General features: G+C 73.3%; 25 protein-coding genes. 10 read left to right on the top strand and 15 right to left on the bottom strand.

Annotated features, from left to right (window positions below; translation table 11 throughout):
- Positions 1 to 35 precede the first annotated feature (35 nt).
- From HF526_RS02800 to HF526_RS02790, 3 genes are all read left to right on the top strand, one after another.
- Entirely contained in the window at positions 36 to 785 is a 750-nt protein-coding gene (locus HF526_RS02800; protein WP_169379620.1) for a zf-HC2 domain-containing protein, read from the top strand.
- Positions 785 to 1,306 (top strand): MauE/DoxX family redox-associated membrane protein, encoded by a 522-nt coding sequence (locus tag HF526_RS02795; RefSeq protein ID WP_169379619.1) that lies wholly within the window; start codon positions 785 to 787, stop codon positions 1,304 to 1,306. The genes HF526_RS02800 and HF526_RS02795 overlap by 1 nt, the downstream gene beginning before the upstream one ends.
- A 106-nt stretch (positions 1,307 to 1,412) precedes the next feature.
- On the top strand, positions 1,413 to 2,012 hold the full coding sequence (locus HF526_RS02790) for a cysteine hydrolase family protein (protein ID WP_169379618.1): 600 nt from the start codon (positions 1,413 to 1,415) through the stop codon (positions 2,010 to 2,012).
- Positions 2,013 to 2,078: 66 nt separating this feature from the next.
- Here HF526_RS02790 and HF526_RS02785 read toward each other — a convergent pair whose 3' ends face one another.
- Both HF526_RS02785 and HF526_RS02780 read right to left on the bottom strand, forming a co-directional pair.
- Positions 2,079 to 3,542 carry an aminotransferase class V-fold PLP-dependent enzyme gene (locus HF526_RS02785; protein WP_169379617.1) on the bottom strand — a complete coding sequence of 488 codons (1,464 nt, stop codon included), beginning with the start codon at positions 3,540 to 3,542 and terminating at the stop codon, positions 2,079 to 2,081.
- A gap of 28 nt (positions 3,543 to 3,570) precedes the next feature.
- Positions 3,571 to 5,157 (bottom strand): long-chain-fatty-acid--CoA ligase, encoded by a 1,587-nt coding sequence (locus tag HF526_RS02780; protein WP_169379616.1) that lies wholly within the window; start codon positions 5,155 to 5,157, stop codon positions 3,571 to 3,573.
- A 325-nt stretch (positions 5,158 to 5,482) separates the two neighbouring features.
- Between HF526_RS02780 and HF526_RS02775 the strand changes: the two genes are divergently transcribed.
- Both HF526_RS02775 and HF526_RS02770 read left to right on the top strand, forming a co-directional pair.
- On the top strand, positions 5,483 to 6,691 hold the full coding sequence (locus HF526_RS02775) for an MFS transporter (protein WP_169379615.1): 1,209 nt from the start codon (positions 5,483 to 5,485) through the stop codon (positions 6,689 to 6,691).
- An 85-nt stretch (positions 6,692 to 6,776) separates the two neighbouring features.
- Entirely contained in the window at positions 6,777 to 7,496 is a 720-nt protein-coding gene (locus HF526_RS02770) for an SDR family NAD(P)-dependent oxidoreductase (protein ID WP_338051253.1), read from the top strand.
- Between the two features lie 31 nt (positions 7,497 to 7,527).
- On the opposite strand, the gene HF526_RS02765 is transcribed toward HF526_RS02770, so the two are convergent.
- Positions 7,528 to 9,120, bottom strand: coding sequence for an MDR family MFS transporter (locus tag HF526_RS02765; protein ID WP_169379613.1), 1,593 nt, complete (start codon positions 9,118 to 9,120; stop codon positions 7,528 to 7,530).
- A gap of 140 nt (positions 9,121 to 9,260) precedes the next feature.
- Between HF526_RS02765 and HF526_RS02760 the strand changes: the two genes are divergently transcribed.
- A complete protein-coding gene (locus HF526_RS02760) occupies positions 9,261 to 9,815 on the top strand; it encodes a TetR/AcrR family transcriptional regulator (RefSeq protein ID WP_169379612.1) in 555 nt (184 codons plus the stop codon).
- A gap of 20 nt (positions 9,816 to 9,835) precedes the next feature.
- On the opposite strand, the gene HF526_RS02755 is transcribed toward HF526_RS02760, so the two are convergent.
- The 5 genes from HF526_RS02755 to HF526_RS02735 form a co-directional block, all read right to left on the bottom strand.
- Positions 9,836 to 10,093, bottom strand: a complete 258-nt coding sequence (locus tag HF526_RS02755) for a hypothetical protein (protein WP_169379611.1) — start codon at positions 10,091 to 10,093, stop codon at positions 9,836 to 9,838.
- A 236-nt stretch (positions 10,094 to 10,329) separates the two neighbouring features.
- The gene (locus tag HF526_RS02750) at positions 10,330 to 11,367 is read right to left on the bottom strand and encodes a DUF3047 domain-containing protein (RefSeq protein WP_169379610.1); all 1,038 of its coding nucleotides are present in this window, start codon (positions 11,365 to 11,367) and stop codon (positions 10,330 to 10,332) included.
- A gap of 205 nt (positions 11,368 to 11,572) precedes the next feature.
- Positions 11,573 to 11,911 (bottom strand): Lsr2 dimerization domain-containing protein, encoded by a 339-nt coding sequence (locus tag HF526_RS02745; protein WP_169379609.1) that lies wholly within the window; start codon positions 11,909 to 11,911, stop codon positions 11,573 to 11,575.
- A 239-nt stretch (positions 11,912 to 12,150) separates the two neighbouring features.
- Positions 12,151 to 13,278, bottom strand: a complete 1,128-nt coding sequence (locus HF526_RS02740; RefSeq protein ID WP_338051252.1) for an MBL fold metallo-hydrolase — start codon at positions 13,276 to 13,278, stop codon at positions 12,151 to 12,153.
- Positions 13,279 to 13,400: 122 nt separating this feature from the next.
- Positions 13,401 to 14,315: a TIGR03620 family F420-dependent LLM class oxidoreductase gene (locus HF526_RS02735; protein WP_169379608.1), complete on the bottom strand. Its 915-nt coding sequence runs from the start codon at positions 14,313 to 14,315 to the stop codon at positions 13,401 to 13,403.
- Positions 14,316 to 14,337: 22 nt separating this feature from the next.
- On the opposite strand from HF526_RS02735, the gene HF526_RS02730 reads away from it, so the two are divergent.
- Complete coding sequence (locus tag HF526_RS02730) at positions 14,338 to 15,087, top strand: enoyl-CoA hydratase-related protein (protein ID WP_169379607.1); 750 nt, start codon at positions 14,338 to 14,340, stop codon at positions 15,085 to 15,087.
- A 74-nt stretch (positions 15,088 to 15,161) separates the two neighbouring features.
- Here the strand turns inward: HF526_RS02730 and HF526_RS02725 are convergent, their stop codons facing one another.
- Positions 15,162 to 15,938 carry a hypothetical protein gene (locus HF526_RS02725; protein WP_169379606.1) on the bottom strand — a complete coding sequence of 259 codons (777 nt, stop codon included), beginning with the start codon at positions 15,936 to 15,938 and terminating at the stop codon, positions 15,162 to 15,164.
- A gap of 17 nt (positions 15,939 to 15,955) precedes the next feature.
- Here HF526_RS02725 and HF526_RS02720 point away from each other — a divergent pair, with 17 nt between their 5' ends.
- On the top strand, positions 15,956 to 16,162 hold the full coding sequence (locus tag HF526_RS02720; RefSeq protein ID WP_169379605.1) for a hypothetical protein: 207 nt from the start codon (positions 15,956 to 15,958) through the stop codon (positions 16,160 to 16,162).
- On the opposite strand, the gene HF526_RS02715 is transcribed toward HF526_RS02720, so the two are convergent.
- Positions 16,159 to 17,445, bottom strand: coding sequence for an acyl-CoA dehydrogenase family protein (locus tag HF526_RS02715; RefSeq protein WP_169379604.1), 1,287 nt, complete (start codon positions 17,443 to 17,445; stop codon positions 16,159 to 16,161). The two genes, HF526_RS02720 and HF526_RS02715, sit on opposite strands and share 4 nt — an antisense overlap.
- Before the next feature lie 88 nt (positions 17,446 to 17,533).
- On the bottom strand, positions 17,534 to 17,740 hold the full coding sequence (locus HF526_RS02710; RefSeq protein ID WP_169379603.1) for a hypothetical protein: 207 nt from the start codon (positions 17,738 to 17,740) through the stop codon (positions 17,534 to 17,536).
- A 258-nt stretch (positions 17,741 to 17,998) separates the two neighbouring features.
- Here HF526_RS02710 and HF526_RS02705 point away from each other — a divergent pair, with 258 nt between their 5' ends.
- Together HF526_RS02705 and HF526_RS02700 are read left to right on the top strand one after the other, a co-directional pair.
- A complete protein-coding gene (locus tag HF526_RS02705; protein ID WP_169379602.1) occupies positions 17,999 to 19,591 on the top strand; it encodes an AMP-binding protein in 1,593 nt (530 codons plus the stop codon).
- A 64-nt stretch (positions 19,592 to 19,655) separates the two neighbouring features.
- Positions 19,656 to 20,441, top strand: a complete 786-nt coding sequence (locus HF526_RS02700; protein WP_169379601.1) for an acetoacetate decarboxylase family protein — start codon at positions 19,656 to 19,658, stop codon at positions 20,439 to 20,441.
- Positions 20,442 to 20,497: 56 nt separating this feature from the next.
- Here the strand turns inward: HF526_RS02700 and HF526_RS02695 are convergent, their stop codons facing one another.
- The 4 genes from HF526_RS02695 to HF526_RS02685 form a co-directional block, all read right to left on the bottom strand.
- Positions 20,498 to 21,109: a DUF4383 domain-containing protein gene (locus HF526_RS02695; protein ID WP_338051259.1), complete on the bottom strand. Its 612-nt coding sequence runs from the start codon at positions 21,107 to 21,109 to the stop codon at positions 20,498 to 20,500.
- 133 nt (positions 21,110 to 21,242) lie between these two features.
- Positions 21,243 to 23,030: a phosphatidylglycerol lysyltransferase domain-containing protein gene (locus HF526_RS02690; RefSeq protein ID WP_338051251.1), complete on the bottom strand. Its 1,788-nt coding sequence runs from the start codon at positions 23,028 to 23,030 to the stop codon at positions 21,243 to 21,245.
- Positions 23,017 to 24,021 (bottom strand): alpha/beta hydrolase, encoded by a 1,005-nt coding sequence (locus HF526_RS35030; protein ID WP_239028200.1) that lies wholly within the window; start codon positions 24,019 to 24,021, stop codon positions 23,017 to 23,019. Before HF526_RS35030 ends, HF526_RS02690 begins: the two co-directional genes overlap by 14 nt.
- Before the next feature lie 126 nt (positions 24,022 to 24,147).
- Positions 24,148 to 25,389, bottom strand: coding sequence for an Ig-like domain-containing protein (locus tag HF526_RS02685; protein ID WP_169379598.1), 1,242 nt, complete (start codon positions 25,387 to 25,389; stop codon positions 24,148 to 24,150).
- Positions 25,390 to 25,504: the final 115 nt, after the last annotated feature.

Raw genomic sequence — 25,504 nt, 5'->3', positions numbered from 1 at the left:
GGAACCGCCCGGGCCCTGTCGACGACCATCGTGGTGTGGAGTGCGCGGAGTGCCGGGAGGCGTTGTCGGCCCTACTGGACGGCGAGGAACTGCCCGGCGAGGAGCAGGAGATCGACGTCCACCTCGAGGAGTGCTCCGAGTGCTGGACCTTCGCCGACCGGGCGGCACACGTCACCCGGCTGACCCGTACCCGGGTCGCCGAGCAGACCCCGGACGTCGTCGCGGCCGTGCTCGCCGCGGCCCCGCCGCCCCGGACTCCCTGGTGGCCGTCGGCGCTGCGGGTCGCGCTGGCCGCGGTCGGCCTGGGCCAGTTCGCGGTCGCGGTCAACGGGGTCGTGCTGGCCGGGATGCCCGGCGCGGTGGGCCACGGCATCCGCCTGGCCGGGGCGAGCGCGGCGCACATCTCCAACGAGAGCTCGGCGTGGAACCTGGCCCTGGCGGTGGGCTTCCTGTGGGTGGCGGGCAGCTCGGCGCGGGCTTCCGGGCTGGTGGCCGTGGTCGGCGCGTTCGTCGGGGTGCTCGGGCTGCTCAGCCTGGTGGACCTGCTGGCCGACCGGGTCGACCTGGCCCGGCTGGGCACGCACAGCCTCGCGCTGGTGGGTCTGGTGCTCGCCCTCGCGCTGCAGCGGCAGCACCGGCACGGCGGCGGGGACGTGCCGCGTCGGCGGCTCGGCAGGCCCACGACCGGGTTCGGGCGCGCAACGGATCCGAGATCGGAGCCGGCCGGGCCGATCGCGGGCTCCGGCGGTGGGCTGACCCCGGTCGCGGAGCGGGACGCCGCCTGATGCCGCTGCGCGGAAACGGCCCGGAATCCCGGCTGCGGCCCTGGCAGTCGTGGCTGTCCACGCTGGCCCGGCTCATCCTGGGTGTGGTCTGGATCGTCGCGGGCGTGCTCAAGGCGGGCGACCTCGACGCCTCGGTGCGCGCGGTCCGCGCCTACCGGCTGCTCCCGGAGATCGCCGCCCAGTTGCTCGGTGCCGGGTTGCCCTTCGCCGAGATCGTGCTCGGCGTGCTGCTGGTGGTCGGGCTCGGTGTGCGCATCGCCGCCGTGGTCTCGGCCCTGCTGATGACGATGTTCATCGTCGGAATCGTCTCGGCGTGGGCCCGGGGCCTGCAGATCGACTGCGGCTGTTTCGGGTCGGGCGGCCAGCTCGGAGCGGGGGAGTCCCCGACCTACGGCACCGAGGTGGCGCGCGACGTGACCTTGCTGGTGCTCGCCTTCGGGCTGGCTCGGTGGCCGCGCAGCCGCTTCTCGCTCGACGGCGTGCTGTACCGGTCCCCGCCGGATGAGGTGACGGTCGGCTGATACGGCCGCCGCGGTCGCGCCGCGCAGCCGGCAGCCCGTTCCGCCATGTCCTCGGCGCCGGTTCCGGCGACGATGGAGCCGGCGCACCCGACGAGAGGAGCCCGACATGTCCGAGCCGACGACCCTGCGGCAGCTCAGCGGCCTTCCGGCGCAACCGGCGAAGCTGGCCGACTCCACGCTGGTCCTGGTCGACTGCCAGAACACCTACACCCGCGGGGTGATGGAGCTCGAGGGCGTGCAGGCCGCTCTGGACCAGGCCGCCGAGCTGCTCGACCGGGCCCGCTCGGCCGGGATCCCGGTGGTGCACATCCAGCACGACTCCGGCGAGGGCTCGCCCTACGACATCCGCGCCGAGATCGGGCAGATCGTCGACCGGGTGGCGCCGCGCGCGGGCGAACCGGTCGTCGTCAAGAACTTCCCGAACGCGTTCGTGCAGACCGGGCTCGACGAGTTGCTGCGCGCCAACCCGGGCCGCGATCTGATCCTCGCCGGCTTCATGACCCACATGTGCGTCAACTCGACGGCCCGCGGCGCGTTCAGCCTCGGCTACCGGCCCGCGGTGGTGGCCGGCGCGACGGCGACCCGCTCGCTGCCCGACGTCGGGGGCGGCGCGGTCCCGGCGTCGGCGCTGCAGGCCGCGAGCCTCGCCGCGATCGCCGACCTGTTCGGCGTCGTCGTCCCCACCCCGGCCGGCATCCCCGACTGATCCGCGAGTCGGCACATTCGGGAGGGCGAGTCGGCACTTCCGGGAGGCGGGTACGAGTCGCCGCCGTCACCGCGCGGCGGCGGCCTCCGCGCGCACCTGCGCGGCCGTCGTCACCAGCTGCTCCCACAGGGCCCGCACGTGCTGTGCCTCGGTTGCGACCGACCCGATCGCCACCCGGATCACGTACCGGCCGTCGACGACGGTGTGCGTCAGCAGTGCCGACCCGGTCGCATTGACCCGTTCCAGCACCGTGCGGGACGCGGCGTCGTCGGCGGCGTCGCCCCCGCCCGTCACGACCCGTAGGCACACCAGCGCGAGCGAGGGCTCCACGGCGAGGGTGAAACCGGGATCGTCCCGGACCCGGCCGGCGAACTCCGCGGCCAGCGCGACGTGCCCGCGCAGGTGCGCCCGCAGCCCCTCCAGCCCGTGGGAGTGCACCACCGCCCACAGCTTCAGGGCCCGGAACCGCCGGCCCAGCGGGACCTGCCAGTCCCGGTAGTCGACGACCTCACCGGAGTCGGTCGCGGCGTTGCGCAGGTACTCCGGGATGATCGACAGCGCGTCGGGCAGCGCCGCCGCGTCACGCACCCAGAGCATCGACGCGTCGAATCCGGTGAGCAGCCACTTGTGCGGGTTGGTGCAGAACGAGTCGACCAGCTCGACCCCGTCGAGCAGGTACCGGAACTCCGGGCACAGGGCGGCGACCCCGGCCCACGCGGCGTCGACGTGCACCCACGCCCCGTGCTCGTGGGCCACCGTGGCGATCTCCGGCACCGGGTCGATCGCACCCGTGCCGGTGGTGCCGACCGTCGCGCAGACCAGCACCGGCCGGCGGCCGGCGGCGAGGTCCTCGGTGATCGCCGCGGCCAGGGCGGACGGCGACATCGCCCGCGATCCGGGAGAGGGGTCGACGATCCGCAACGCCCGCGCACCCAGCCCGGCCACCCGCACGGCCTTGGCCAGCGACGAGTGCGTCTCGGCGGTGACGTACACGCATTCGGTGCCCTCGACCCCGGTCTCCCGCCAGTCGCCGCCCGAGGAACGGTTGAGCGCGGCCAGCAGCACCACGAGCGCCGCAGACGATGCCGAGTCCTGGATCGACCCGCCCCCGCCGCCGGCGAAGGTGAACTCCCTGCCCAGGCCCAGTGCGGTCGCGAGACCGTCGAGCAGCACCTGCTCGACCTCGGTGCACGCCGGGGAGGTCGACCAGAGCATGCCCTGCACGCCGAGGCCGCCCGACAGGATGTCGCCGAGCAGCGAGCTCAGCGACGCGTTGGCCGGGAAGTAGCCGAAGAACCCGGGGTGCTGCCAGTGCGTCGTGCCCGGTACGACGACGCGGTCGACGTCGGCGAGCAGGTCCTCGAACGGCTGCGGGTGTTCGGGCAGCTCGGCGGGCAGCTGGGACCGCACCCAGCCGGGCGCGACCTCGCTGCGCACCGGGAGGCCGGCGATGCCGGCCCGGTAACCGGCCACCCAGTCGACGAGCTGGTGGCCGAGCCGGCGGAACTCTTCGAGGTCGAGGTCGGGCACGGGTCGAGCATAGGAAACGCCGGCCGGCTCAGACCGCCGATTCGGCCACCAGCGAGCCGGCGGCCCGCTCGGCGCGCAGCTGGGTCTTGAGCACCTTGCCGCTCGCGTTGCGGGGCAGCGCCTCGACGATCGCGATCTCCCGCGGTCGCTTGTAGGACGCCAGGTGCTCGCGGCAGTACGCCTCGATCACCGCCATCGTCGGCGGGTCGGCCGGGTCCGCCGCAACGATGATCGCGAGCGGGGTCTCGCCCCACTTCGGGTCCGGCACCCCGATCAGCGCGACGTCGGCCACCTGAGGGTGCCCGGCCAGCACGTTCTCCACCTCGGCGCAGTAGATGTTCTCGCCACCCGAGATGATCATGTCCTTCTTGCGGTCGACCACGTAGTAGTAGCCGTCGGAGTCCTGGCGCACCAGGTCGCCGGAGTGGAACCAGCCCCCGGTGAACGCCTCGGCCGTCTCCGCGGGCCGGTTCCAGTACCCGGTCATCACCAGCGGCCCGCGGTAGACGATCTCGCCGACCTCACCGCGCGGCACGTCGTTCATCTCGTCGTCGACCACGCGAACCTCGACGTTGACCATCGGGGTGCCGATCGAGCCGATCTTGCGGATGGCGTCCTCGCCGCGCAGCGTGCACGTCACCGGGCTGCACTCGGTCTGCCCGAACGAGGTCACGACATCGGCCTGCGGGAACGTGTCGATCATCGTGTGGAGCAGCGCGGTGGATGCGGGCGCGGCGCCCCAGGAGATCCGGCGCAGCGCGGAGAGATCGCGCTCGCCGATGTCGGGGACCGCGCAGATCGCCGCCCACTGTGCCGGGACGAAGAAGCAGGACGAGACGCGCTCGGCCTCAAGCATCCTCACCGTCTCCGCCGGGTCGAAGCCGCCGGACGGGGGGATCACGATCTTCCCACCGGTGATCAGCGTCGGCAGCATCCCGGCCAGGCCGGCGATGTGGAACAGCGGGGCGCCGGACAGCCACACCCGGTCGTCACTCGGGCTGCCCAGGTGCGCGATCGAGCTGAACGCGTGCAGCAGCAGGTTGCGGTGGGTCAGCACCGCGCCCTTGGGGCGGCCGGTGGTGCCCGAGGTGTACATGATGTAGGCGGGGAAGTCGTCGATCACCGGGACCTCGGTGCAGGCGTCCGGCGCCTCCGCGAGGATCTGCTCGTAGTCCCCGGCGATCGTGATGACGGCCGTGACCGACGGTGCCTGCTCCCGGGCCTGCTCGACGTGCCCGGCCAGCGCCGCGTCGACCACCACCGCCGTCGCCCCGCTGTCGGCGAGCACGTAGGCGATCTCGTCGGCGACCAGCCGGAAGTTCACCGGCACGCAGATCGCGCCGAGCCGCAGCGTCGCGAAGTAGGCCTCGAGCACCTCGATGCTGTTGCGCCCGAGTACCGCGACCCGGTCGCCGACCTCGACCCCGCGTGCAGCCAGCGCGTTCGCCAGCCGGGTGACGCGCTCATCGAGCTCGCGGTAGCTGCGTCCCGCCCGCGCGTCGCGCAGCGCGACCGCGTCCGGGGTGACGCGGGCGTGCCGGGCGAGCATGTCGCTCATGGTCATCCCCCGACCGGTGATGGTGGAGCCGGCACGTGCGGATTCGGTGGCGGTCATCGGCATCCTCGGCGGCGTCGGGCGTGCCGGGCGGCGCCGGCGCTGGCGGTCCCATGCTGGCCGGGACGGGGTACCGCGATCAAGAGCCCCGGGCGGCGCAGGCCCGCCGGGGCCAACGGTGGCCCGGCCGCCGGCGGCGAACTGCTCGGTCGGCCCCGTCGGCGGGTGTGAGTCGCTCGCGTGAACGACGGCACCGCCCGGCGGCCCGTGATCGGCCCGCTCAGCGTCCTGGCGCAGCGCTCGGCGATGCGCCTGCTGAGGACGGTGGTGAGAGTCACCGCGGCTCGATGAGGTGTCGCGGTTGCGACCGCGGCATGGTCGTCGGGTGCCCGATGACCTGGCCCCCGGCGCAGCCGCAGCGCCGGCCCGCGACCAGAACCGGCGGCTGCGCCTGCTCCAGCTCTCCGCGCTGACCAGCACCTGCGACCGGTTCGCCCTCGCCCCGCTGCTGGTGCTCATCGCGATCGACCTCGGTGCCTCGCTCGCCGCCGTGGCCGCGGTGGCCAGCGGCTACTTCCTGGCCTACGGCCTGATGCAGCCGGTGTGGGGGCTGCTCAGCGACCGGATCGGCCGGGTGCGGGTGATGCGGGTGGCACTGGTCGGCGCCGCGGTCGGCGGGATCGCGTCGGTGTTCGCGCCGACCCTCGTCGTGCTCGGGGTGTCCCGGGTGCTGGCGGGCGGCTGCTTCGCGGCCCTGATCCCGGCGTCGCTGGTCTACGTCGGGGACAGCTGGCCCCCGCAGGTGCGGCAGCGACCGCTGTCCGATGTGCTCGCCGCGTCCGCGCTCGGCACGGCGACGGCGACCGCGGGCGCCGGGCTGCTCGCCGACCTCCTCGGCTGGCGGGCGGTGTTCGGGGTGACGGGCGTGGCCGGGATCGCGCTCTGGTTCGCGCTGCGCAAGCTGCCCGAGCCGCAGCTGGGACCCGCGACGGGCAACCCGCTGCGCCCGGTCGGCCGGGTGCTGGTGAGCGGCTGGGCGTGGACCGTGCTGCTGCTCGCGTTCGTCGAGGGCATCGTGGTGCTCGGCGCGCTGACCTACCTGGCGCCCGCGCTGCAGTCGCTGGGCTCCACCGCCGCGGTGGCCGGGCTCGCCTCCGCGGGGTTCGGGGTCGGCGCGCTCATCTGGTCGCGGGTGGTGCGGCTGCTGGTCGGGCGGGTGCCCCCGGCCGGGCTGGCCGCGATCGGCGGCGGGTTCCTGGCTGCGGCCTGGGCCGGGCCGGCGGTCGCGGTGAACCTGGTGACGGTGCTGATCGCCGGGCTGCTGCTGGGCGGGTCGTGGGCGTTCCTGCACTCGACGCTGCAGAGCTGGGCCACCGACGTGGTCCCGCAGGCCCGGGCGGCGGCCGTGGCGCTGTTCGCCGCGGTGCTGTTCTTCGGCAGCTCGGTCGGGACCGCGATCGGCGCGTCCGCGGCGAACGAGGGCGCGTTCGTGCTGCTGTTCCGCGTCGCGCTCGCGGTGGCTGTGCCGCTGGCCGTCGTGGCCGTGCTGGCCCGGGCCCGGTACGACGGGCGCCGGTCGCCGACGGCGGCGTGAGGTGTGCCCACCCGGGGTGTACCGGGTGAACCGGCCATTGCAGAGTGTGTCCATGGTCGATCACGGTTCGGGCAGGGTGGCTCTGGTGACCGGCGGGTCCCGCGGAATCGGCGCGGAGATCGCCCGGCGGCTGGCGGGTGAGGGCTTCGCGCTGACGGTGGCGGCGCGGCAGCAGGCCGGCGTCACCACCGCGGTCGAGCAGTTGCGCGCCGAGTTCGGGGTGGAGGTGCACGGGGTCGCGGCGAACATGGCCTCGGCGGACGACGTCGCCCGGCTCGCCGTCGAGCACTCCGAGCACTTCGACCGGCTCGACCTGCTGGTCCTCGGGGCCGGGATGGGCACCGATGAGCGCATCGCCGACCTGCGGCCCAAGGCCTACGACCTGCAGCTGGCGGTGAACCTGAAGGCCCCGGTGCTGCTGGTCCGCGAGCTGCTGCCGCTGTTGCGGGCCACCGCCGAGGCGAACCCCGCGACCGGTGCCCGGGTCGTCGCCCTGGCCTCGATCACCGGTGTGGCGGGGGAGGCGGGGCTGTCGGTCTACGGTGCCAGCAAGGCCGCCCTGATCTCGTTCTGCGAGACGCTGTCGCTGGAGGAGTCGGCCGGCGGCGTCAGCGCGACCGCGCTGGCGCCCGGCTACGTCGACACCGACATGACCGAGCACCTGCGCGACCGGCTGGACCGCGACGCCATGCTCACCGTCGGTGACGTCGCCGAGCTGGTCCTGAGCCTGACCCGGCTCTCGGCGGCCGCCGTGGTGCCGAGCATCGTCGTGACCCGCGCCGGGCCCCAGCTCTGGCGGGCCTGACGCGGGTCGGCGGAGCGGGGAGCAGCCCGGCTCAGGCGGCTGCCGGGGCCGCCTGTTCCCGGACCGGGCCGCTGCCGCGCAGCGGCACCTCCCGGACCAGCCAGGCCGCGACGACCGCGACCACCGCCACCGCTGCGGCCCATCCGAACGCGGTGTCCACGCCGGTCGTCACCGCGGCCTGGAACGCGGCGCGCACGCCGTCGGGGAGCTTTGCCAGCATCGCCGGGGTCAGCTGTCCGCCGGTGACCTGACCGCCGGCCGCCCCGCCGAGCCGCTCGGTGAGCGCCGTCTGCAGGTTCTGCGCGTAGAGGGTGCCGAGCAGCGAGACGCCGAGCGAGCCGCCGATCGTGCGGAACAGGGTCGCCGCGCCGCTGGCCGCGCCGACGTCGCGGCGGCCGACACTGTTCTGCACCACCAGCATCGTGGTCTGCATCAGCAAGCCCATGCCGATACCGAGCGTGATCATGAACAGGGCGCTGGTGAACGGGGTCGTGGCCAGGCCCATCGTGGACAGCAGGCCCAGCCCGGCGGCCATCAGCAGCGACCCGACGACCAGCAGCGCCCGGTAGCGCCCGGTGCGGGTGACGAGCTGGCCGCCGATCAGCGAGGTGACGAGCATGCCGCCCATCAGCGGGAGCAGCAGCAGCCCGCTGCTCGTGGCCGACGCGCCCTGGACGATCTGCTGGTACTGCGGCAGGAACGTGACCGCCCCGAACATCGCGAACCCGGTGAGGAACGTCAGCGCCGTGGCGACGGTGAAGTTGCGGCTGCGGAACAGGCCCAGGGGCAGGATCGGCTCGTCGGCGTGGCGCTCCACGCGCAGGAACAGCGCGGTGGCCAGCACGGTGAGCACGGCCAGCCCGGCGATCTGCCACGACGCCCACGCGTATTGCGTGCCGCCCCAGCTGGCCAGCAGGGTCAGCGCCGAGATCGCGACGGCCAGCAGGCCCGCGCCGCGCCAGTCGATCGTGACGTGCTCACGCCGGCCCGGCAGGTGCATCGTGAACCACACGACGACGAGCGCGAGCACGCCCAGCGGCAGGTTGATGTAGAACGCCCAGCGCCAGCTCAGGTTGTCGGTGAGGAACCCGCCGAGCAGCGGGCCGCCGATGAACGCCAGCGGCATGACCGCGGCCATGAAGCCCTGGTAGCGGCCGCGATCCCGCGGGGGCACGAGGTCGGCGACGATCGCCATCGCACCGACCATCAGCCCCCCGGCGCCGAGACCCTGGAGGGCCCGGAAGCCGATGAGCTGGCCCATGTCCTGGCTCATCCCGGACAGCGCCGAACCGGCCAGGAAGAGCACGATCGAGGCCATGAACACGCCCTTGCGCCCGTAGAGGTCGCCGAGCTTGGCCCACACCGGGGTGGCGACCGCGGTGGCCAGCGCGTAGGCCGTGACCACCCAGGACAGGTGTGCGAGCCCGCCCAGCTCGCCGACGATCGTCGGCATCGCGGTGCCGACGATCATGTTGTCGAGCATCGCCAGCAGCATCGCGACCATCAGCCCGCTGAGCACGCTGTAGATCTCGCGCTTGGTCCGGGCCGGCGGCTCGGCGTCGCCCGTCCTGGCGGCCGGCGGCGCCGCCGCCTGCGGTTCCACGCGCTCCTCGTCGGTGATCATCGGTGTTCCCCTCGCCTTCCGGCTACTTGCTAGCCGGCCGGCTAGCTTCTGACATGCCGACAGGTTAGCAACACGTACTAGCCGGCCGTCAAGTAAGCTGTGGTGCAGCAGTCACGGCAGGCCGTCAGGAGGCGAACCCGATGGACGAGCGGCGCACCGACACCCGCGGTCAGATCCGCGAGGTGGCGCTCGAGTTGTTCGCGGAGCAGGGCTACGAGAAGACCTCGCTGCGCGAGATCGCCGAACGGCTCGGGGTGACCAAGGCCGCGGTCTACTACCACTACAAGACCAAGGAGGAGATCGTCGGCACGCTGTTCGACGATCTGCTCGCCGGGATCGACGAGATCGTGGCGTGGGCCCGGGAGCGGCCCCGCGACGTCGCGACCCGCCGGGAGCTACTGCGCCGCTACAGCGCGCTGCTCGCCGGGCGTTCGACGGCCCGCATGGTGCGCTTCCTGCAGGAGAGCCAGACCTCGTTCCGGGAGCTCGCCGCCGGTGCGGAGATGAAGAAGCGCCTCGCGGAGCTGACCGGGCTGCTCGCCGAACCGGGGCAGTCGGTGGCCGGGCAGCTGCGAGGCCGGATGTCGGTCATCGCGCTGCACCTCGGGGCCTTCCTCGACGAGGGCATCGAGGCCTCCGAGGAGGAGCGCCGCGAGGCCGCGCTCGAGATCGCGCTGGAGCTGGCCGGCGACTGAGCGCTCGCGCCGGTCGCGGGTCAGTCGACCGGCCTGCGGGCCTGCAGCATCGCGTGCAGGTCCGGGGTGTGCGGATCGTCGGCCGTGCGCTCCAGGTAGCGCTCGCCGGAGCCCGGGCAGCGCTGGGCCGTCACGACGGTGCCCCGGGCGCGGTAACGGTTGTGGTCGTGCAGCACGCCGTCGGGGGTGACGTGCTTGAGCAGGCCGCACCGGCCGCACGTGCCGTAGTGCGGATGGGCGCGGGCCGGGACCCGGGCGTCATGTACAAGCTCGCTCACGCAGTTTGCCTCGTCTCGACCCGATGCGGTGGTGCTGCACCGGGTTCGGTGGGGGACGGCGTCGGTGCCGTGTGGCGGGCAACGGTAGCGGCTCACCGGGCGTGTTCGGATCGCCCCGGCGGGTGATGGCCGGATCGGGGTGTCTCACAGGGTTCCGGGCGGCGAGGTCGTCGCCGACAGCGGTCGCGGCGGTACGGGCGGTGGTCGTGTCGGTCATGCCGGGCATCACCCCCGGCTCAGAGCACCTGGATCCGCCGCTCGCGGTTGCGCAGTGCGATGTCGGTGAACGTCGCCCGGCCCAGGCCGCGGCCGAAGTGGCTGACCGCGATGAGCCAGACCCGGACGATGCGGCCGGGCGGCGGGCCCATGAACCGGAGGTGGTCGGCGTAGACGTCGCGCGACTCCCGGCACGGCGTGCCCAGCCCGGAGGTCCCGCTGCGCACCGGCATGTGTGTCTCCCGGTCCCGCCAGCCGCGGACGGGGCAGGCGAACGTGTCCTCGACGGGCCGCAGCGCGCTGCTCCAGAACCAGGTGAGGTCGCGGCCGGAGTCGAACTCGGCGGCGATGCTCAGGTAGTCGTGGGTCCAGGTGGTGTTCTCGGCCGAGGTACCGGGCAGCGCGTCGACCCGCCAGGTCCACTCGATCGTCGTGTCCGGGTCGAGGGCGAGGTCGACGTCGGTGCGGATGATGCCGGCGTCGTTGTCACAGACGACGTCGATGGCGGGGCGGCCGTCGCAGCGGGCGTGCCGGTAGATGTCGCCGGGCCCGAACGCCTGCAGGTACTCCCAGCCCGGTGGGGGCACGACGGGGTCGGCCAGCCGGTCGCTCTCCGCGGCGGCGAGCACCGGGTCGGCGACGCCCGCGTCCAGCGCGGCCAGGCCCGCGACCGGGTCGGTGCCCTCCGGCCAGCGCAGGACCGTCACCTGCAACGCGCCGGACGTGCGGCGGTACGGCGCGTCCCCGGTCGCCAGCGTGCCGTACCGGTCCGCCCACGCGCCCATGTAGACGCACAGTTCGAGCTCGCCGTCGCGGTCGGCCACGACGGTCGTGGTGTCCTGGGTGCAGCCGAACGTCGCGCCGCCGGGCACCCGCCCCCACAGGTGGAATTTCGCACCCGCGCCCACATCGTGCGCGTCCGACCAGCGGACGAAACCCGAGCCGAGCAGGGTGACCCGGTCACCGCGCCGGACCGTGAGACCCGTCCGGGTCCACGGAGGACGGTTGCCGGGCAGCACGAGATGTACCACTTCGGGTGCCGTCGTGGACCGAGTCATCGGCCCACCCTGGCAGACCGGTAGCGGGTGTGTGGGCCGAAGTCGTGGGTTCGTCCGGCCGGAGCGCCCGGAGCGCCGTGAACCGCGCGCGGTGACGGATGTGCGAATACCCCTGGTGAACGGTATCCGCCTCCGTCATCTGCGGTCCGGAACGGCTGGGGCCCCGCTCGGCGCTACGGCCGGAATGGGGGCATAGGATGGAAGGTCAGTGGTTCCGGTGGTACGCCTCGAGCACATTCGTCGGGATCCGCCCGCGCTCGGAGATCTTCATCCCCTGCTGCTGGGCCCATTCGCGAATCGCCTGGTTCTGCTCACGGTCCGCAGTCGGTCGGGAGGGTGCGGTCGCGGTGCTCGACGAGCCGCGCCGGCCACTGGCGCGGCGAGCTGCGGAAATGAAGGGCGCGAGGGCTTCGCGCAATCTCGCCACATTCGCGGCGGACAGGTCGATCTCGTACGCCTTGCCGTCGACGGCGAACTCCACCTGCTCGTCGGCCTCGCTGCCATCCAGGTCGTCGATGAGCGTGACCGTCGTCTGCTTTGCCACGTGCGCTGCCTTTCACGAGTTTTCGGGTACGCCGCGGGGCCCGGGATGAACCGGGAGTCGGTACAGCGGGTGGCTCCCTGCGAGCGGTAATTCCGGGACCGACAATAAGGGAGTCTGCCGGGGAATGTCGATTCGGGTCCCCGGTGATCGACGGCGGTTCGGCCCATATCACTCTTTCGGACGCAAGCCGGGCTCGTTGCAATCCCCGGAAAGGGAGCCAGGTCACTCTCCGAAAGGGATCAGGCGACCTCGGTCCACCAGTCCTGTACCGGTGGGGGCGTGGCCACCTCGAAACGCTCGCCGGGCCTGGGGACGGCCACCGTGATATCGGCGCTTTCCGCAGCTGTTCGGAGCCGATCGACCGGCTCCGACCACGGATGAAACCCGAGATTGAACGTTGCCCAGTGCACCGGCACCAGCAGTCCGCCCTGCAGATCCCGGTGGGCGCGCACGGTTTCCTCGGGGGTCATGTGGACGTCGGGCCACTGCTCGCTGTAGGCGCCGATCGGCAGCAGGGTGAGCGCGAACGGGCCGAGCCGCTCCCCGATTGCCGCGAAGGCCGCGGTGTATCCGGTGTCGCCGCCGAAGAACACCCGCTTCCCGCTCGGTCCGGCGATCGCCCAGGAGGACCAGAGCGTGGTGTTGCGCCGCAGCGAGCGGCCGGAGAAGTGCCGGGCCTCGGTGCAGGTGAGGGTCAGGCCCGCCACGTCGGCGGATTCGTCCCAGTCGAGCTCGATCACGCGGTGCTCGGGGATGCCCCAGCGGCGCAGATGAGCGCCGATGCCGAGGGGCACCAGGAACGGCGCGGTGCCGGCGTGCAGCAGCGCGCGCACCGTCGGCAGGTCGAGATGGTCGTAGTGGTCGTGGGAGACCAGTACGGCGTCGACCGTGGGCAGCCCGCCCAGCGGTGTCGGCGCCGGGTGCAGGCGTCGGGGCCCGATCAACCGCGAGGGGGAGACGCGGTCGCTCCACACCGGGTCGACCAGCACCCGCCGGCCGTCGATCTCGATCAGCACGCTGGAGTGGCCGTACCAGGTCGCGGCCAGCTCGGCGGCGATGCCTGGTACGTCCACCGGGGCCAACGGCACCGGTCGCGACGGGCGCCCGGTGCGGCCGCGGCGGATCAGCGCCGCCAGGATGGGGCCGATGCTGCCGGGGCTCACCACCGAGCCCGGCTCGGTGTTGCGGAAGACGCCGGCGCAGAAGCGCGGCGACTCGGCGGCGGCGGCCTCCAGCGCGGCGCGGGACGCACCCAGCGCGGTCGGCACTCCGTGGGCGGCGCGCAGCAGGGCGGCGCCGGCGGCGGTGAACAGCAGGGTGCGGGTGAGGCCGACGGGCAGGACCGGCAACCGGCGACGGACAGGCACGCGCACAGCCTACGAACCCCGCCTGGTCGCTCAGGGCCGGGCAGCCCGCACCGGAAACCCGCCGAACGCCGGGCCACGGCACTCGGCTGCTCGTACCGACCGCCGGGTCGCAGAGTTCGGCGTCAGACGGGGGTGGCCAGCTCGCGCAGCGGCGCGGCGAGGGCGCGCCATTGCTGCTCCGGGACGTCTCGGCGGTGGGCGCCGAGAGCCTGGACCGCGACGTGATCGGCACCCGCGTCGAGATGGGCGCGCACCCGGTCGAGGATTCGCTCCTCGTCGCCCCAGGCGACGAGCGCGTCGACGAAGGCGTCGCTGCCGCCGTCGCGCAGGTCCTCCTCGGCGAAGCCGAGCTCGCGGATACTGTTCACGTAGTTGGGCTGGCGCAGGTAGACCGAGGTGTAGGCGCGCCCCATCTCGCGGGCCCGTGCGGGATCGGTCTCCAGTACGACGGCCTGTTCGGGGCACAGCAGCGGCCCGGTGCCGAGGATCTCCCGGGCCGTGGCGGTGTGCTCCGGGGTGACGAAGTACGGATGCGCGCCCTCGGTGCGCTCGGCCGCGAGCCGCAGCATCCTCGGGCGCAGCGCGGCGAGCACGTAGCGGGCCGGCGTGCTCGGGCGGTACGCGGTGTAGGGCGCGCGCTCGATCCCGTCGAGGTACTCGCGCATCGCGGTCAGCGGCCTGCCGTAGTGGTGCCCACGCAGGTCGCCGACGAGGTTCTGGTGGCTGACCCCGAGTCCGATCAGCACCCGCTCCGGGAAGGCCTCGGTGAGCGCCTTGGTCGCGGACGACGTGGCGACGGCGTCGCGGGCCCAGATGTTGGCGATCCCGGTGGCCCCGATCAGCTGTTGCGTCGCCGACAGCAGCAGTGCCAGATGGACGAACGGGTCCCGGCCGGCGACCTCGGGAATCCACAGTGCGCCGAAGCCGAGGTCCTCGAGCTCGGCGGCCAACTCCTGCGCGCGGGCGGCGGGCACGGCGTCCAGGGCGCCGGTCCACAGGCCGATCCGCGGCAGGGCGAAGCTCTGGTTCTCGGTCATGTGCAGAACCTACGTTGATCTCATGGTGGTGCACACGGAACGCCGGGGCCGGGTCCTGCTGATCCGGATGGATCGGCCGGCCAAGCGCAACGCGGTCGACGCGGAGATGACCCGCGGCCTCGACGCGGCGCTCAACGACCTCGACGACGACCCGGAGCTGTGGGCCGGCGTGCTGGCCGGCACGCCCGAGGCGTTCTGCGCCGGGACGGATCTGGCCTCGGGTGCGGGGGAGCCGACCCCGCGTGGCGGCAACTACGGCGTGGTGCGCCGGGACCGGTCGACGCCGCTGGTCGCCGCGGTCGAGGGCGTCGCGTACGGCGGTGGGTTCGAGATCGTGCTGTCCTGCGACCTGGTCGTGGCCGCCCGGACCGCTCGGTTCGCGCTGCCGGAGGTGGCCCGCGGGCTGATCGCGAACTGCGGCGCCCTGTTCCGGGCGCACCGGCCGCTACCACTGAACGTCGCCCGGGAGATGCTGCTGACCGGGCAGCCGCTGGGAGCAGAGCGGGCCTGGTCGCTGGGCCTGGTGAACGAGCTGACCGAGCCGGGTGACGCGGAGGCCGCGGCGCTCGCGCTCGCCGAGAGGATCGTGGCCAACGCGCCGGTGGCGGTGAGCGCGACCCTGCGGGCGATGGAGGCGGTCGTCGCCGAGCCGGACGAGCGCGGCTGGGCGGCGACGGCGCAGGCCACCGAGACGATCATGGCCTCGACGGATCGGGAGGAGGGGGTGGCGGCGTTCCTGGAGAAGCGCCCGCCCCGCTGGACCGGGCACTAGGCCCGGTCCGGCCGGCATTCCCGATCATCCGGTTACGCTGCCGGGACGTCACGGCGGGCCCGGACGGCGGTTGGTCACGGGCGGCACAGCCGGCCGGGCAGGGGCAACCGGTCCCGCAGCGTCCGGGGCCGCGCTGCACCGGGCTCTGTCCCGGGCGCTGCCCCGGCCGGTTCCGGCAGGCTCACCGCGATCTCCCCGCCGAGCCGGTACCCGTCGACCAGGTTCAGTTCGTCACCGCTCCAGAAGCGGCCGGGGTCGTACCAGTTGGGCCGGCGCCGGTCGGCGAGCAGGCCCATCTCCTCGTAGGTCACGGCGACGACCTCCGCGCAGTACGCCGTCTCCAGCCCCATCGACTCCGGTGTCGGCTCTCGCGCGTCACGGCTCGCCGCGTAGCGGAGCCGGCGCAGCACGTGCTGGGCCTGCGGTGCGCGGCCGCGCAGCCAGCGCGTCGCCAGCCGGGCGGTCGAGGGGAACGGGGTGCCGTCCAGGCGTGCGACGGTGCGCAGCGCGGCGTCCTCCATCTCCCGGGTGACCGGACCGTGCAGCTGGCGCAGCCAGCCGCGCTGGCCGTAGCGGCGTCCCCAGGTCAGGACGGCGTCGTGCAGGTCGTGCAGTTGCACGCCCCGCTGGTGGGTGCCCGACCACAGGTCGGGCAGCGAGCGGCCCAGCTCGGCGTGCCACATGAGCGGTGGCAGGTCGTCGACCACCAGCGCCATGCCGACGTGGTTGACCGGCGAGTTGGTCAGGCTGCGGATCGCCCGGTCCGCCCCGCTGCGGCCGCGGAACACCCAGATGTCGCCGGTCCGGGTCAGCTTCAGGGCCTCGTCGAGGGTGATCATCGTGCCGGTCACGCTCGGTACCCTAGGGCGTGGCTGATTCGGGGCGCTGGTGGAAGCTGCTCGGCCTGGCGGGTCTGGCGGGGGTCGCGGCGACCGGGGTGGTCGCCGCACGCGCCGAGCGGCGCCGCCGCGCGTACACCCCGGACGAGATCCGGTCCCGGCTGCATGCGCGGGTCGCCGCGGCGGCACCGGAACAGCCGCCGACCGGCCGTTCCGGTGCCGGATCGGCGGACTAGAGGTTCGCGGTGGCGGCCGTGAGGTAGTCGGCGAACTTCGTGCGGGCCGCCTCCGTGCGGGTCGGGATGTGCTCGGTCGGCACCTCGGTGGGCGTGTAGCCGCGCAGCAGCCGGCGGGCGACGGCCGCCTTGTGCACCTCGTCCGGGCCGTCGTAGATCCGCGCGGCGCGGGCGGCGCGGTACATCTGCTCCAGCGGCAGGTCGCCGGAGAAGCCCAGCGACCCGTGCACCTGGATCGCGCGATCGATCACGTCGTGCAGCACCTTCGCGCCCCAGTACTTGATCATGCCGATCTCGACGCGGGCGTTCGAGGCGCCGACCTGGTCCATCGTCCACGCCGCATGCAGGGTGAGCAGCCGGGCGGCCTGCATCTCCGCCGCCGAGGTGGCCACCCAGTCCTGCACCATCTGCTTGTCGGCCAGCACCGAGCCGTGGGTGCGTCGGCTGACCGCTCGCTCGCACAGCATGTCGAAGGCCCGCTTGGACTGGCCGAGCCAGCGCATCGCGTGGTGGATCCGGCCGGGGCCCAGGCGCTGCTGGGCGAGCCGGAACCCGTCGCCGGGGTTGCCGACCAGGTTCTCCCTGGGCACCCGCACGTCGGTGTAGATGATCTCGGCGTGGCCGCCGTAGAGCTCGCCGCCGACCGTCGGGTGGTCCATGACGGGGATGTCCCGCAGGATGTTCACCCCGGGCGTGTCCACCGGGACGACGATCATCGACGAGCCCTGGTACGGCGAGACGTCGGGGTCGGTCACCGCCATCACGATGAGGAAGTCGGCGATGGAGGCGTTCGAGGAGAACCACTTGTGGCCGTTGATGACGTACTCGTCGCCGTCCAGGACGGCCCTGGTGGTCAGCATGGTCGGGTCGGCGCCCGCGCCCGGTTCGGTCATCGAGAAGCAGCTGCGCAGTTCACCGCGCAGCAGCGGGTGCATCCAGCGCTCCTTCTGCTCCGGGGAGCCGCCGATGGCCAGCAGCTCGGCATTGCCGGAGTCGGGCGCCTGGTTGCCGAAGATGCCCGGTGCGTAGCGGCACTGGCCGAGGATCTCGTGCATCAGGCCGAGCCTGACCTGCCCGAACCCGCCGCCACCGAGCTCCGGCGGGAGGTGCGCGGCCCACAGCCCGCGCTCGATCACCTGCTCCTTCAGCGGTGCGGTGATCCGGGCGAAGGTCTCGCGGTCGAGATCGAGGGTCTCCAGCGGGATGATCTCCTCGCGGACGAATCCGCGCATCCATTCCAGCTGTGCCTCGAACTCGGGTTCGGTGGAGAAGTCCCACGCCATCGTGATCTGCCCTCCGCAGGTTGTCGGCTCGCGCGTCGCTCCCGCATCGTGCCCGGCGTCGGCCCCACCGGATAGTGGTGCAGCTGCATTAACCCTGTGACGTGGCCGCCGGCGCTTCTGCGATCAGCACGGCCGCCTTCTCGTCCGTCCCGCCGGCGGGGGAGGCGAGCCGGGAGCCCGGCTCCTCCGGGAACGGGGCCGTCGGCGCCGTCTCCGAAGCGCCGCAGACCCAGCCGCACCGGTACATGTCCCAGTAGCAGCTCTTGCCGTGCACGTGGCCGTGGCTGCGCGTCATCGTCGTGGCCCCCCGTTCTGGAGGTGAGGGTGTGCGCGATCCCGCCAGTGTCGAGGCGCCCGGGCGGGGCGTCGAGGTCCGTGCGGGTGCGACAGCGGGGCATCCGGCGGCGTTGCGGCTCATCCGGCGTTACGCCCATGTGAGTTACCAGGCGTGACCCGCTGACCGGCTGACCGGATCCGGGGGGTTGTTGCGCCGCTGAGGAACTCGGCGGACGAACGCTGGTGCGGGGGCCGCACGGGGTGAGAAGGTCCGGGGATGCTGCCTGATCTCACCGCGTTGTCGTTCGAGCCACTGACGCCGGTCTCCTACCTGGATCGGGCGGCGGCGGCCCATGGGGACCGGATCGGGGTGATCGACGGGGACCGGCGCTGGACCTACGCCGAGGTGCACGACCGGTGCCGGCGCCTGGCCGGGGCGCTGGCCCTGCTCGCGGACGCTCGCCCGGTGGCGGTGCTGGCACCGAACACGCACGTGCTGCTGGAGGCGAACTTCGGGGTGCCGTGGGCGGGGGTGCCGCTGGTCGCGGTGAACACCCGGCTGTCCGCGGGCGAGGTGGCCTACATCCTGGATCACTCCGAGGCGTCGGTGCTGGTGCACGACCCGGTGTTCGACGACCTCGTGGGGGCGGTCGTCGGGCGGCTCGACGCCCCGCCGCGGGTGATCCGGGCCGGGGACGGCGACGACGGGGAGTACGAGTCGCTGCTGGCCGGGGCGACCCCGCAGGCGCTCACCCCGGACGACGAGCGCTCGCTGCTGTCCATCAACTACACGTCCGGCACGACCGGCCGCCCGAAGGGCGTGATGTACCACCACCGCGGCGCCTACCTGCAGTCCCTGGCGATGGTCGGGCACACCGGGCTGTCGCCGTCGGCGGTGCACCTGTGGACGCTGCCGATGTTCCACTGCAACGGCTGGTGCTTCCCGTGGGCGGTGACTGCGGCCGCCGCGACGCACGTGTGCCTGCCCAAGGTCGACCCGGCGCAGGTGTGGCGGCTGATCCGGGAGGAGGGCGTCACGCACCTCAACGGCGCGCCGACGGTGCTGTCGATGCTCGCCTACGCCCCCGAGGCCGGGGACTACCGGCCCGATCCCGCGGCGCCGCCGATCCGGATCGCCACCGGTGGCGCACCGCCCAGCCCGGCGATCCTGCGCCGGATGGGGGAGCTGGGGATCGAGGTGACCCACCTCTACGGGCTGACCGAGACCTTCGGCCCGGCGATGATTTGTGACTGGCGCCCGGAGTGGAACGCCTTCGACGCCGAGGCCCGGGCCCGGCTGAAGTCCCGCCAGGGGGTGGGCAACATGATCGCCTGCCAGGCCCGGGTGATCGCCGAGGACGGCTCGGACGTGCCGGCGGACGGGCAGAGCATCGGTCAGATCGCGCTGCGCGGCAACAACGTCATGCTCGGCTACCTGAAGGACCCGGAGGCGACCCGGGAGGCCGCTCCGGACGGCTGGTTCCGCACCGGGGATCTGGGCGTGGTGCACCCGGACGGCTATGTGGAGCTGCGCGACCGCAGCAAGGACGTGATCATCTCCGGTGGGGAGAACATCGCCTCGGTGGAGGTGGAGCAGGCCATCGCCGAGCACCCGGCGGTGCTGGAGGTCGCGGTGATCGCGGTCCCGGACGAGCGGTGGGGCGAGGTGCCCGCGGCGTACGTGACCCTGCACGAGGGCGCGGAGGCGACCGAGGCCGAGATCATCTCCCACGTCCGGGAGCGGCTGGCCCGGTTCAAGGCGCCGAAATCGGTGGTGTTCGGCGAGCTGCCCAAGACCTCCACCGGGAAGATCCAGAAGTTCGTGCTCCGCGACAAGGCCTGGGAGGGCTCCGAACGGCGCATCCGCTGAGGCCGCGGACCCTGTCTCGATATGAGACGGGGCGGGCGCCGCGAACGGTTCTAGCGTCGCCGCCATGACCGGGACCAGTGCGCGTTCTTCCGATCCCACCGTCTACCGGGGGATGCCACCCCAGTTGTGGTCACCACCGCCGCCGCAGCTGATCCGGGATGCCCGGATGCTGATCGTCGGGTACCAGGCCGATCCCGAGGCGCTGGCCGAGGTGCTCCCGCCGGGTCTGACCCCGCACCCGAACAACCTCGTGCAGATGAACATGTACGAGGTCACCGCGGAGCAGACCAGCGGCTTCGGCGCGTTCTCGATCACCTACCTGACGGTGGAGGTCGAGGGGCACGACTCCGCGGCCGCGGAGGGCGCGATGTCCATCCCGGGCCGGTACTTCGCCTACTACTGGAACAGCTCCCCGCGGGTGCTGGCCTACGCCCGCGAGGCCGCCGGGATCCCGGCGATGCACGGGGTGCGCCGCGGTGAGATCGAGGGCAAGACGCTGACCTCCACACTGCAGGTCGACGGCCGTGACGTGATCACCGCGCGGGCCTCGGTCACCGAGAACCCGGCCGGCACCCTGGGCGGGCACCTCAACTACTACGCCCACCGGCAGATCCCGCGCCCCGAGGGGGGCCGGGCCGCGATCAGCGAGCTCATCGAACTGCCGCTGCCGTTCGTGGCCGACGCCTACGAGGCGGCCGTCGAGGACATCGGCTTCGACTTCCCCGAAGGCCATCCTGCGCAGCGACTGGCCCCGGTCTCCCCGCTGTCCGTGCCGTCGGTGCTGTGGGCCGACGTCACGTTCACCTACTCGATGGGCCGGGTCATCCGGGACTACCTGCAGGAAGCGTGAGCCCGGTGACCGGCCCGGCGCGCGGGGCAGGCAGCGCGCCGGGCCGGAGCCGATGATCAGACGGGTCGGCGGCCCGCCCGCCAGGCCTGCAACCGGTCCTCCGGACGGCGCAACTGCCCCAACCCCGCCAGCCGCCGCACCTGCTCCGGCGTGCCGCCGCCCTGCGCGACGGCCCGCTCGACGTCGGCGAGCTCGCGAGCGGCCGCGATGTCGTCCGGGTCGTGCAGCACCGCCTGGCCGGTGGGCAGTGGGTCGTCGGCGTGCCGGGCCCGGTAGTACGGGTTGTCGGTGGGCAGGTGTCCGGCGAATCGTCCGTAGCCACCCAGTACCAGCAACAGTGCGCCCGCGATCAGGCTGAACACGACGTTGGGCATGCGGAACGCGAGCAGGTTGTAGGCGGTGCCCAGCACCAGCACGTTGAGCACGCCGGACAGCACGAACAACGCGCCGATGACCACCGTCACCGTCGACGCCGTCCGGCCGCCGCGTACCGCCGCGCCGATGAGCAGCGCGCCGACGACGAGCGAGACCGCTGCGAGCAGCCCGTTCGTCGACAGGCCCAGCACGGGCACCCCGTTGGTCGAGAAGAAGTCCAGCCGGTGGACCAGACCGAGGATGCCGAAGACCCACAGGCCGAGGCCGAGCAGGATCGCCCCACCCCGATGCACGCGGTCCAACCACCGGGGCTCCGTCACACGAGCGTCTGCGGCAACCCGCCCCAGATCGCTTCGAGCGTTGTTCATGAGAGAAGCGTGGCGCGGTTTCGGGGGTTCCGCCACTCGGTCTCGGCGAGCGGTCAGCTCACCGTCGCAGCAGCCGCAGAACGGCAGGCGGGCGCCCGCCGAAACCCTCCGCCTCGAGCGCGGCGACGAGGATCCGGGGCAGGTCGCGCACGGTCGGGAAGGCGACGAACCGGGGCACCCAGTTGGGCCGGAACTTCTCGTTGAACCGGTACAGGCTGTCGATCTGCCACCAGCGCGACGCGATCCGCAACAGCCGGGCCCACAACCGGGCCACCGGCCCGGCACCGATCCGCTCGCCGCGTTCCAGGGCCGCCCGGAAGACCGCGAAGTTCAGCGACACGTTCGCGACATCGAGCCCCCGGGCCGCGGACATCAGCTCGACGATCATCAGCTCGTTGAGCCCGTTGTCCGCGCCGGGGTCGCGGCGCATCAGGTCCAGGGAGAGCCCGTCGGAGCCCCACGGGACGAACTGCAGCAGCCCCCGGACACGTCCGTCGAGCTCGGCGGTGACGATCACCGCGTCGGGGTCGGCCGGGTCGCAGACCCGCGACAGTGCCATCGAGTAGCCGCGTTCGACCTCGTCGCCGCGCCACGACGAGGCCAGCGCGTCGAGCCGGGCGCACTCGGCGGTGTCGAGCTCGGAGAGCCGGCGCACCCGCACGGTGTAACCGGCGCGTTGCACACGGGCGGCGGCCTGGCGGATGCCGCGCATCGGCCGCCCGTCCAGGCTGAACTCGCCGACCTTGAGCACCGCCTCGTCACCCAGCTCCAGGGCGTCGAGCCCGGCGCGGGCCCAGGCCGTGGCGCCGCGCTCGGAGCAGCCCAGCACCGCCGGGACCCACCCGTGCACCACGCATTCGGCGAGGAACGCCTCGATCGCACCAGGCCAGGCCTCGGGATCGCCGACCGGGTCCCCTGAGGCCAGCGCCACGCCGGCCAGCGCCCGGTAGGACACCGCGGACTTGCCGCTGGGGGAGAACACCGCGCCCTTGTCGCGGCGCAGCGCGAAGTAGCCCAGTGAGTCCCGGCCACCGTGCCGGGCCAGCAGCGCCCGCAACCGGGTCTCGTCATCACCGGTCAGCCGGGGCCGCGGCTCGGGTGAGCGGAGCAGGAAGTAGCCGGCGGCGACCGCCGCGGCGATGCCGAAGGTGAGCCCCACGGTCGCGGTGAGGTCGTCGAGCCAGCCCACCCGGAACTGCACCGGTCCGGATACCCCGACCAGCGACAGCGCCGCGTGCAGCGCCTCGCCGGAGCGGCCGGGGTGCCCGGCGATCCGGCGGGGGTTGGCCACCAGCAGCAGCCACACCAGGCCGAACCCGGCCACGGCCAGCTGCAGCAGCACCGTCAGCGCCCGGGCCAGCCCGCCCGGATCGGGCCGGGCGATGAACCAGCGCCGGCAGATGATCAGCGCGACCAGCAGCGCGCCGGTGGTCAGCACCGCCACGATTCCGTGCCGGGACGTGACGACGTGCAGCAGGTTCGTCACCGTGAGCAGCACGGCCAGCCCGAGCGCCAGCGTCCAGGCCCGCCGTTTGCGTCGGCGCAGACCGGTGGCCAGCAGCAACAGCCCCACTCCGGCGACCAGCACGAGCACGATGCCCGCCAGCCCGACCGCCGGCGGCAGGCTCAGCGAGCTGCGCAGCTCGCCGCCCAGGACCCGGCGCGGGGCGGGGAACAGGGCCGACAGGATGGCCAGCAGCGCGACCAGCCGGGTGGACCACACGACGGTCCGGACGACGGCCGCACCGGCGAGCCGACGGCGGCGCGCCGCCGGATCCGGCCGGGCCGGGGTCCGGGGACGTTGTCTGCCGGGGGTCTCGGGCTGGGAGAGGTCAGGCCGCGCCACGGTCGCCTCCCGTCGAACCCGCGGGCAGCTGCCCGGGCAGGACGACCGGCCCCGGCAGTTGCCTACCCAACCAGTCGAGCATCGCCGGAAGCCGAGCGCGAGGGCCATCCGCCGGTACCTCGGCCGGGAACACGTAGGTGGACAGCTGCACCGGGGGCGCGGCGGCGGCCTGGATCCGGCTCAGTGCGGCCACCCGGCCGCTCTGGTCGGCTCCGGCGATGGCCAGCAGTGCGAGCGGTTGCGGCGGCCCGGACGCGGCCACAGGCGGGGCGGTGGCGCCGCAGGTGGCCGTGCCGGCCGCTGCGGCGTAGGTGCGGGCATGGCGCAGTGCGACGTCGAGCGGGCACAACCCGGCGGCCCCCGGACCGGCCAGGGCCCACCCGGCGCGGTCGGCGCGGACCCGCAGCGCCCCGAGTGCCCAGGTGCGCACGTCGTCGGTGAGGGTGTCGTCGTTGCCGCTGATCATGTCCGGCATGACCACCACGGTAGGCGGCATCCGCTGCGCGGTGATGGCGTCGTCGAGCAGGCCGGGTAGTCCCGTCGCGTCGAGCCCGCCGCCGCCCAGCCACTCCACCGCGGGATAGCGCACACCGGCCAGGGTCGGGTCGTCGTAGCCGGTCGGTAGGTACACCTCCACGGGGCGCTCTCGGCCCGTGGAGGTGTCGTGCATGCTCAACCGCACCCGGGTGCCGGGTCCGCTCCGTGCGGGGCCGCCGCCGGCGGGCGGGGGGTCGGTGCCGTTGTCGACCGCTGTGCCGACGAGCGTGCCCAGGGTGGGGTAGAAGCTGCCCAACCGGTTGATCGCCGCCCCGCTCGCCAGCACGGTCGCCAGCACGGCGAACACCACGCTCGTCGTACGCCCGAGGCGGCGGTGCCGCCAGCGGTTCCACGCCATCGGTACGAGTACGACCAGCATCGCCGCGACGATCACGGCGCCGAGGACGAACCAGATTGTGTTCAACCGGAAGCCGGAGGCGTTGAAGCCGAGCACGCACAAGAACATGTCATGCCCGCGATCCGCGTCCGGATCCGGGAGGGAATAGGTGTTTCTGCCGGATTCGACGTGGAATGGTGGTCGCGCCAATCGTGGTGAAACGACGGGCCGGTCGACAACGGGTTACGGCGTGGCGAGTGCGGACATCGTCCGCCACGTGGCCCACGGGATGGTCCAGTCGTAGATGTCGCCGTCGGCGGCCGACAAGGCGACGGTGCTCCCGGTGACCTCGACCGGGTCGCCGTACAGCGCGGTGCCGAAATAGTCCCGGGCGTTCTGTGTCGACAGGTTGATGCAGCCGTGGGTGACGTTGCGCGAGCCCTGTGCGCCCGCCGAGGCCGGGTTCGCGTGGATGAACTCGCCGTTGTTGGAGATCCGCACGGCCCAGTGCTCGGGCACGTCCTGGTAGCCGTAGGCCGGGTTCGACATCAGCACCGTCTCGGACTTGCCCATCACGACGTGTGTCCCGCTGCGGGTCACCCGGTTCGGGTCACTGCCCAGCCCGTAGCTCGCCGGCAGGTCCATGACCACCTGCCCGTCGCGCACCACGAGCATCCGGTGGCTGTTCACGTCGGCCTTGACGATCTGGCTACGGCCGATGGTGAACGTGCTGGTCAGATCGCTCGCGCCGAACCCGGCGCCGCCCAGGTCGCGGCCGAAGAGCCGGGCCGCCATGGTCACGGTCGTCCCGGACGGCCAGTACGCGGCCGGGCGCCAGTGCACGCGCGAACCCTGGGCGTCATCGGGCAGCCAGGCCCAGCCGCCCTCGACCGGCACCGAGGTGTGCACGCTGAGCGCGCGCTCGGCCGTGGCCTTGGCGGCGTCGTCGAGATGCCGGTTGAACCGGACCTCGATGGGCGCGGCGACGCCGACGGTCTGCCCGTCGCCGATGTTCGTCGACGCGCGGACCAGCCGGCGCGGCGCGACCGTCCGGAACGACCCGGTGAGCGGTGTGGTGGTGCCGTCCGCGGCGACGGCGGTCCCGGCCCAGTGGTAGGTGCGGGCATAGCCGAGCGGCGCGGTCGCGGTCCACTGCCGCCGGTCGGGGGACAGCGCGCCGGGCACGGTGGTGCCCCTGGTGTCGGTCAGGGTGACGTCGCGCAGGGTCCCGCCGGCGGCGGCCCGGACGACCGCGAGCGGGTTGACCCCGGTGCTGCCGTCGGCCGGTTGCAGGACCGGGCGCGGGTCGACGGCGGCCGGTGTGGCGGCGGGTGCGGTGGTGGGAGCGTCCGGGCGCGTGGGGCCCGCTGCGGCGGCCGAGCATCCGGCGAGGAGTGCCAGCGCGACGAGGCCGGACAGCGCGAGCGCGACCGGCCCCCGTCCGCTCCGTGTCCCGGTCGTCCCCGTTCGTGCGCGCTCGGCCACGGCCGGTCCCCCTCGTATCGCGTCGACGGACCTGCGGATACGTCCACTTGCCGGTCCGTCGATTCCCTCTCCCGGAGGATGATCTCAAGAGATCCCGGACATGCCGGGCAAGCCG

Origin of the sequence: Pseudonocardia acidicola (assembly GCF_012911935.1) — a bacterium.
Classification (GTDB): Bacteria; Actinomycetota; Actinomycetes; order Mycobacteriales; family Pseudonocardiaceae; genus Pseudonocardia; species Pseudonocardia acidicola.
Note: the sequence above shows the minus strand (reverse complement) of the source record. Positions and strands in the feature narration are given on the sequence as shown.

Excerpts from the sequence above, each read along its gene's own strand:
- HF526_RS02735 (WP_169379608.1), bottom strand. The coding sequence starts at position 14,315 with ATGACCGAGAACCAGAGCTTCGCCCTGCCGCGGATCGGCCTGTGGACC.
- HF526_RS02715 (WP_169379604.1), bottom strand. The coding sequence starts at position 17,445 with ATGGCGTGGGACTTCTCCACCGAACCCGAGTTCGAGGCACAGCTGGAA.
- HF526_RS02730 (WP_169379607.1), top strand. The coding sequence starts at position 14,338 with ATGGTGGTGCACACGGAACGCCGGGGCCGGGTCCTGCTGATCCGGATG.
- HF526_RS02750 (WP_169379610.1), bottom strand. The coding sequence starts at position 11,367 with ATGACTCGGTCCACGACGGCACCCGAAGTGGTACATCTCGTGCTGCCC.
- HF526_RS02710 (WP_169379603.1), bottom strand. The coding sequence starts at position 17,740 with ATGACGCGCAGCCACGGCCACGTGCACGGCAAGAGCTGCTACTGGGAC.
- HF526_RS02795 (WP_169379619.1), top strand. The coding sequence starts at position 785 with ATGCCGCTGCGCGGAAACGGCCCGGAATCCCGGCTGCGGCCCTGGCAG.
- HF526_RS02760 (WP_169379612.1), top strand. The coding sequence starts at position 9,261 with ATGGACGAGCGGCGCACCGACACCCGCGGTCAGATCCGCGAGGTGGCG.
- HF526_RS02705 (WP_169379602.1), top strand. The coding sequence starts at position 17,999 with ATGCTGCCTGATCTCACCGCGTTGTCGTTCGAGCCACTGACGCCGGTC.
- HF526_RS02700 (WP_169379601.1), top strand. The coding sequence starts at position 19,656 with ATGACCGGGACCAGTGCGCGTTCTTCCGATCCCACCGTCTACCGGGGG.
- HF526_RS02780 (WP_169379616.1), bottom strand. The coding sequence starts at position 5,157 with ATGACCGCCACCGAATCCGCACGTGCCGGCTCCACCATCACCGGTCGG.
- HF526_RS02765 (WP_169379613.1), bottom strand. The coding sequence starts at position 9,120 with ATGATCACCGACGAGGAGCGCGTGGAACCGCAGGCGGCGGCGCCGCCG.
- HF526_RS02790 (WP_169379618.1), top strand. The coding sequence starts at position 1,413 with ATGTCCGAGCCGACGACCCTGCGGCAGCTCAGCGGCCTTCCGGCGCAA.